Below are 6,733 nucleotides of genomic sequence, written 5' to 3' on the forward strand. Positions count from 1 at the left end.
GGCGGGGGAGCGGGGCGGCGTGGGCAAGGCGGGCACCTCCGCGTCGGCCGGGTGGTGGGGGTCCGCGAGCACCGTAGGCCCATACGATCTGCGGCCCGGCGCAGGGACCGGGCGGCGCGCGTCCGTGTCCCCCATTCGCGGTAACGTAATCCGCGATGAACGCCAAGCCCGACGTGCAGCTCCCCGCCGTCTCCGTGATCATGCCCGTCCTCAACGAGGAACGGCATCTGCGTGGAGCCGTCCAAGCGATCCTCGCCCAGGAGTACGGGGGTGAGATGGAGGTCGTGATCGCCATCGGTCCCTCGACGGACCGTACGGACGAGATCGCCGCCGAGCTCGTACGAGAAGACTCCCGGGTGCACACGGTGCCGAACCCGACCGGTCGTACCCCCGCCGCGCTGAACGCCGCGATCAAGGCGTCGCGCCACCCGATCGTGGTACGCGTCGACGGGCACGGCATGCTCTCGCCGAACTACATCGCGACCGCCGTCCGTCTCCTGGAGGAGACCGGCGCGCAGAACGTCGGCGGCATCATGCACGCCGAGGGCGAGAACGACTGGGAGCACGCGGTCGCCGCGGCGATGACGTCGAAGATCGGCGTGGGCAACGCGGCCTTCCACACGGGCGGCGAGGCCGCACCGGCCGATACCGTGTACCTCGGTGTCTTCCGCCGTGAGGCCCTGGAGCAACAGGGCGGCTACAACGAGGAGTTCATCCGCGCCCAGGACTGGGAGCTGAACTTCCGGATCCGTGAGGCGGGCGGCCTGATCTGGTTCTCGCCCGAGCTGCGGGTCTCGTACCGTCCGCGTCCTTCGGTGGGGGCCCTGGCCAAGCAGTACAAGGACTACGGGCGTTGGCGTCATGTCGTCGCCCGCTACCACTCGGGTTCGATCAACCTGCGCTACCTGGCCCCGCCGGCCGCGGTCTGCGCGATCGTCGCCGGGCTCGTGGTGGGTGCGGCGGTGACCCCCTGGGGCTTCCTGGTTCCCGGCGGCTACCTCGCGGCGGTCGCCCTCGGCTCGGTCCCGGCGGGCAAGGGGCTGCCCCTGAAGGCACGGCTGTGGATTCCCGTCGCCCTCGCCACCATGCACATGTCGTGGGGCATCGGCTTCCTGACCAGCCCGAAGTCGCTGGCGAGGAAGGTCATCGCGTCACGGCGGCCGGCGGTGCTGAGCGATAACTGACCGCCTTTTGGCGGACATGACGAAGGCCCCTTCCCGGACAGGGAAGGGGCCTTCGGCGTCTGCGGGATCAGCCACAGCCACCCGGGACGGCTACCAGCGATAGGGCTTGTACACGGTCATGCACTGACTCTTGTCCGACCCGTTGATGGCGTCGGCGTTGCCGGGGATGTCCCCGGCCTTCGGGGCCGACTTCTTCGGATAGGCCGTGCCCGTACGCCAGTCGGCGCCCACGACGAGGGTGACCCCCGTGACGTCGGTGCTCCGCTTCACCGAACTCAGCGGAATACCCAGCGACTTGGCGACCCGCTGGGCGTCGCCCTCCAGGTCCGCGCTCGGGTAGCGGACGACCGTCTTCTCCTCGCTGGGCGCGGCCGAACGGTCCGCCACCGCCTGGGTGAAGCCCTTGCCGGTGAGCTGGTCAGCGATCGCGCTCGCCCGCAGGGGCGCCGCCGCCTCCGTGCTCGTCCGCGTGCCGTTCTGCACCTGTACGGCGATCTGGCCGTCGGCCGCGGCCGGGTCCTTGGAGGTCTTCTCGGCCTTCTCGGCGGGCTTCTTCTTCGCGCCCGAGTCCGAGCCGTTCTTGTCGAACGGCACGTCGTCGCGGAGCATCGACCACAGCTTCTCGGCGTCGGCACCGGCCGGCACCACGTGGTTGGCGTCCAGCGGGTCCGGGACGTTCGGCATCGTCGTCATGGTGATGCGGTTCGTCGGCACCGTCTTGAGCTGCATGCCCAGGTCGTACAGCTTCTTGACCGTGCCGATCTCCTCGGAGACCTTCAGTGACTTGGTGGCCGACTCGGCCAGGCCCATCAGGCGGCCCGTGTCGGTGAAGACGTTCTGGTCCTTCAGTCCGCGGATCATCGAGTTCATGTACATGTGCTGAGCCCTGGCCCGCATGAGGTCACTGCCCCAGGCGTGGCGCGTGCGCAGCCACTGGAGCGCCTGCTTGCCCTTGACCTTCTTCGTACCGGCCTTCAGCTTCAGGCCGGAGCCGCCGGGCACACCGGGCAGCGGGCCGTCCTTCACGTTCTGTCTCACACAGACCTCGACCCCGCCGATCGCGTCCGCCATGCTCACGACGCCCGCGAAGTCGATCGTCATCCAGTGGTCGATGTAGACCCCGGTGAGCTTCTCCCAGGTGGCCAGTGTGCAGCCGGCTCCGCCGCGGGACAGCGACGCGTTGATGATGGTGTTGGTCGCCGGATAGGTCTTGCCGTCCTCCGGGTCCGTGCACTTGGGGATGTCGACCCGGGTGTCGCGCGGGATGGTCACCACCGCGGCGCTCTTGCGGTCCGCGGACAGGTGGATGAGCATCTGCACGTCGCCCAGCGGCGGGTTGCCGCGGGTGTCCCTGCTGCCGCCCAGGGCCACGTTCGCGTCGGAGGCACGGCTGTCGGAGCCGACCAGCAGGATGTTCAGCGGAGTCTGCCCGGCCGCGTTGGGAGCCGTCTTCGGCGCCTTCGAGTCGCCGCTGCTGCGCTCGCCCTTCTCGAGGTTGCCGTTCAGGTGCCGGTAGTACAGGTATCCCGTACCGGCGGTCCCGAGTATCACCGCCGACAGGACCGTCGCCGACCAGCGGAGCACCCGCCGTCTGCGGCGGGACCGGTCGGTTCCCTGGCCTCCTGGCCGCCGCCTGTTCCCGCCGTGCCTGCCCGGCCCGGCCGCTGTGTCCTTGCCCTGCGGAGCGAGGGACATCGTGTCCTCGACCGCGGGCACCTCCCCCTGCACACTGCTCTGACTCAACTCCCTGCCCCTTCCCCACCCCTGTTGCCCGACACAAGGCCGCGCCCCGCGTCCGGCCCTCCCTGGCCGGTGCGGAGCGGACCCTGTCAGGCCACCCTGTCCGACACTGGTCCGCCACCTGTCAGACCCCTGTGGGCCCGAACCGGGTTGGCTACGCATCGGCAAAATCAGCGACTGGCACGGCCGCGTGCTGTCGGCCCGGCATGCGGCCGACGTCGGACAGACGTGCAGTCGACACAGCGGTGCCCCACGTCAGACCAACGTGGGCCCCGCACGGTTGTGTTCCAAGCCGGACAACTCCGGGCCGGATACCGGCCGACCCGCACCGGATACGGCCAACTCCGTATCCGGAAAAGGCCTGTCGCTCGCCCCGTAAGACGTGCGACAGGCCCGTCAGGTCACCCGCGTCAGCGAATCAGCTGGCGCACTGGACCTTGTCAGCCGTGGACTTCTCCACATCCGGAGTGGCGGCCGAAGCGGAGTTCAGCTTCACCCCGGCGCCCTTGAAGTCCTCTCCCAGCGTGAGTGTCATCGTCGGCAGTCCCTGGGAGTTGGTGACGCTCTTGCCCGGCTTCATCGCCGAGCCGGTCAGACCCATGATGTCGGCCAGCCTGCGGGCCTGGTCCGCCTGATCGGGCGCGTACTCGAGTGTCGTCTTGGCCTGTGTGTCACCCGAGTTGCCCGCGTTCTCGGACTTGGACACGCCCGCTTCGAGCTGCAGCCAGTTGAGCTGGGCCTGCGCGCTGCCGCCCGGGGCACCGCCGTTGAGGATCTGTACGCGCACCTCGGAGGCGTCGGACTTCTCGCCCTTGAGACGGGCGGCGACCGCCGCCTTCTCCTTCGCCTCCTTCTGCTTCACCGCGGTGAAGGAGGTGTCGCTCTTGATCATCTGGAAGACCTGGGGCGCGCGTGATTCGTCGACGACGACTGTCGCCTTGATCTTCTCGGCCGGGTTGTCCCGCACCGGCACCGTGGTGAAGGTGATGTTCTTCGGCGGCACCTTCTTCAGCTCCAGCGCCACGTCCTTGAGCGTGCTGGCCTTCCCGATGCCGGTGTCCACGGTCAGTGCCCCGGTGGCGGCCTCGGCGAGCTTCAGCAGCTTGCTCGGGTTGGTGAGGGTGTCGCTGGACGCCATCTTGCGCATCAGCGACCCCATGAACTGCTGCTGCACCTTGATGCGGTCCAGGTCGCCCTGGTTGCCGAAGCTGTGCCGGGTCCGCAGGAAGGCCAGCGCCTGCTCACCCTCGACCTTGGACGTGCCTGCCGGCAGCTTGAGCTTCGACTCCTTGTCGTCGACGGCCTTCTCCACACAGACGTCGACACCGTCCACCGCGGTGGTCAGGGTCTTGACCGCGTTGAAGTCGGCCATCATGAAGTGGTCCACCGAGATGCCGGTGACCGCCTTGACCGTGCGCATGGTGCAGCCCGGGTCCCGCTCGTACTGGCCCAGGCTCGTGTTGAAGCGCTGCTTGACCGTCCCCGGGATGACCTTGTCGGTACCGTCCTCCTGTTTGGTCGGGCAGTCCGGAATGTCCACGATCAGGTCACGCGGAATGCTCATCGCGGTCGCGTTCGTACGGTCCTTGGAGACGTGCAACAGGATGCTCGTGTCGGCGTGCCCGACGCTGCCCTTGTCGCCGTAGCCCTCGTTGCCCTCGCCGGTGCGCTTGTCCGTACCGATGATCAGGATGTTGAAGGCCTCGTCCTTGCTGAAGCCGCTCGCACCCGCGCTGCCGACGTCCGTCGTTTTGACGTTGCCCTCAAGGTGCTTGATGTAGGCGTACGCCGCCACCGAGACACCGACCAGCACGAAGGCCATGATGCCGCCGGTCCACAGCAGTATTCTCTTCGCCCGCGACTTCTTGGGTTTCGTACGAGTCCGGCGGCGGCCCGGAGGCGGCTCGTCCGGCGCGCCACGGCGCCTGCGCGGTCCCGGCACATCGGTGCCCGGAACCTCCCGGCCACGGCCCGGCGCGGTACGCGGGCGTGTTGCCGCCCCTCCGGCACGGGGGGCGGTTCTCCGGGGATTGGGAACCGTCGACTGCGGTGCGGAACTCTGCAGTCGCAGTTCGTAGTCACCGGTGTTCGGGTTGAGTACCCACTGGTCTGCGGGATCGATATCGTCCGCCCGCCCACGGCCTTGCGCGTCCACGGTTGCTTGAGTCCTCCGTCGGGGCCACGCGGCGTCTTTCCCCCTCAAAAGACGCTCGGTCAGTCGGTCCAACCAGTGCGCGACCTCAGGACGGACCTCAGGACCGGGTGCACCGGATCGCTCACACTATCCGCCCAGTTCGGCGTACAGCGACGACGGTGAGAAATTGCACGTCCCTACAACCGGGCAATCCACCCAATTCTTTGAACGTACGTTCCCCGTCTTGGTGTGCTCTTTACCCAGAGGCCTGTTCGGGCGTTAACCGCAGGCGTCCTCGGCGGCCGTGTTCCCGCGGAAAGTGGGAGCGGGGCTCGGTGCCGGCGAGGGGCCTTCGGGCCGCTTTGCACCCGATTTGCCGTTTTCCCGGCCGAATCCCTCCTCGCGGTCCTCGATGCTCCCGTCATGACTTCCCTCATGGGACTCGTAGTTGGGCGCATCGCCGTTCGCGTCCCCGTCGCCGACCGGCTTCGTGCCGCTCCTCTTTGTGCCGGAATCCTCCGGAAGTTCCTTCGAGACCTCCAACGGGGCGTCCATGCGTAGCCGTTCGAAGAGTTTCTCCGCCTCGGGTTCCACGAGCTGGTCGCGATTGGCGTTGTATGCGTACGACTCCCGCGGCACCGTAAGGAATTGCACACGTTCGGTGGGGATGTTGCGCATGCCGCGGACCAGGTCGTAAAGGCCCCGCAGGCTCGCCAGACCCGGGTCGGTGGTGAGCGACGAGGTCGCCGCGTCCAGCACCGGATAGAGCTTCACCGGATTCAGCAGTACGTCATTGCTGCGCACCTTGTTGACGAGGGCGCCCAGGAAGCGCTGCTGGCGGTCCATCCGGTCGGTGTCGCTGCCGTCGCCGATGGTCTTGCGGGCGCGTACGTACCCGAGGGCCTGTTCGCCGTTGAGCTTCACCCTGCCCGCGGCCAGCCGGAGCTTGGCGGCGGGATCGTCGATCGGCTCCTTCAGGCACACCTCGACCCCGTCGACGGCGTCGACCATGTCCTTGAAGCCGCGGAAGTCCACGACCATGTGGTGGTCGATCCGGATGTCGGTCAGCTTCTCGACCGTACGGATCGTGCACGCCGAACCGCCGCTCTGGAAGGCGTGGTTGAACATCGCGAACGTCGGCGAGGTACGGCTGCCGTCGGGCCGTCGGCAGCTCGGCACGTCCACCATCAGATCCCGGGGGAGGGAGACCGCGGTCGCGCTGCGCCGGTCGGCCGGGAGATGCAACAGGATGGTGGTGTCGGACCGCTCGGTGCCGGAGTCCCGTCCGTACTTCTGGTTCCCGTCCCCCGACCGCGAGTCCGACCCGATCAGCAGGATGTTCTGTGCGTCGCGCACCAGCGAGGTCGGGCGCTCCTTCTCGAACCGCGCGAGTTCGGCGGCCGTGTCGTCGTCCGACGTGATGTTGCCGTTCAGCTTCTCGTACAGCACCCAGCCGGCTCCCGCGGCGCCCACCACGACCACGACGACGCCGATCGCGGTGTACCGCAGCCAGCGCCGCCGACGGCGCCTGACGCCGGCCCCGGTGGGAGACGCACCGACCCCGGGCCCGACCGGGGCCGGGGCCGGGGCCGTACCGTGCGTCCCTCCGGTGTCGCTCACGTCTGAGTCCACCCCTCATGGCGTACGGACCTACTCCTACGACCATGGCCCGGGC

At 68.4% G+C, this 6,733-nt stretch carries 4 protein-coding genes; 1 reads left to right on the forward strand and 3 read right to left on the reverse strand.

Features of this window, described 5'->3' with window-relative positions; genetic code table 11:
• The first annotated feature begins 155 nt into the window (after positions 1-155).
• On the forward strand, positions 156-1,184 hold the full coding sequence (locus O3Q52_RS46340) for a glycosyltransferase family 2 protein (RefSeq protein WP_269654493.1): 1,029 nt from the start codon (positions 156-158) through the stop codon (positions 1,182-1,184).
• Positions 1,185-1,274: 90 nt separating this feature from the next.
• Here O3Q52_RS46340 and O3Q52_RS46345 read toward each other — a convergent pair whose 3' ends face one another.
• From O3Q52_RS46345 to O3Q52_RS46355, 3 genes are all read right to left on the reverse strand, one after another.
• Positions 1,275-2,879: an LCP family protein gene (locus O3Q52_RS46345; protein ID WP_269654496.1), complete on the reverse strand. Its 1,605-nt coding sequence runs from the start codon at positions 2,877-2,879 to the stop codon at positions 1,275-1,277.
• Positions 2,880-3,342: 463 nt separating this feature from the next.
• The gene (locus O3Q52_RS46350) at positions 3,343-5,079 is read right to left on the reverse strand and encodes an LCP family protein (RefSeq protein WP_269654494.1); all 1,737 of its coding nucleotides are present in this window, start codon (positions 5,077-5,079) and stop codon (positions 3,343-3,345) included.
• Positions 5,080-5,337: 258 nt separating this feature from the next.
• Positions 5,338-6,678 carry an LCP family protein gene (locus O3Q52_RS46355; RefSeq protein ID WP_269654495.1) on the reverse strand — a complete coding sequence of 447 codons (1,341 nt, stop codon included), beginning with the start codon at positions 6,676-6,678 and terminating at the stop codon, positions 5,338-5,340.
• Positions 6,679-6,733: the final 55 nt, after the last annotated feature.

The sequence above is a fragment of the Streptomyces sp. ActVer genome (genome assembly GCF_027270795.1).
GTDB lineage: Bacteria > Actinomycetota > Actinomycetes > Streptomycetales > Streptomycetaceae > Streptomyces > Streptomyces umbrinus_A.

Excerpts from the sequence above, each read along its gene's own strand:
- O3Q52_RS46340 (WP_269654493.1), top strand. The coding sequence starts at position 156 with ATGAACGCCAAGCCCGACGTGCAGCTCCCCGCCGTCTCCGTGATCATG.
- O3Q52_RS46345 (WP_269654496.1), bottom strand. The coding sequence starts at position 2,879 with ATGTCCCTCGCTCCGCAGGGCAAGGACACAGCGGCCGGGCCGGGCAGG.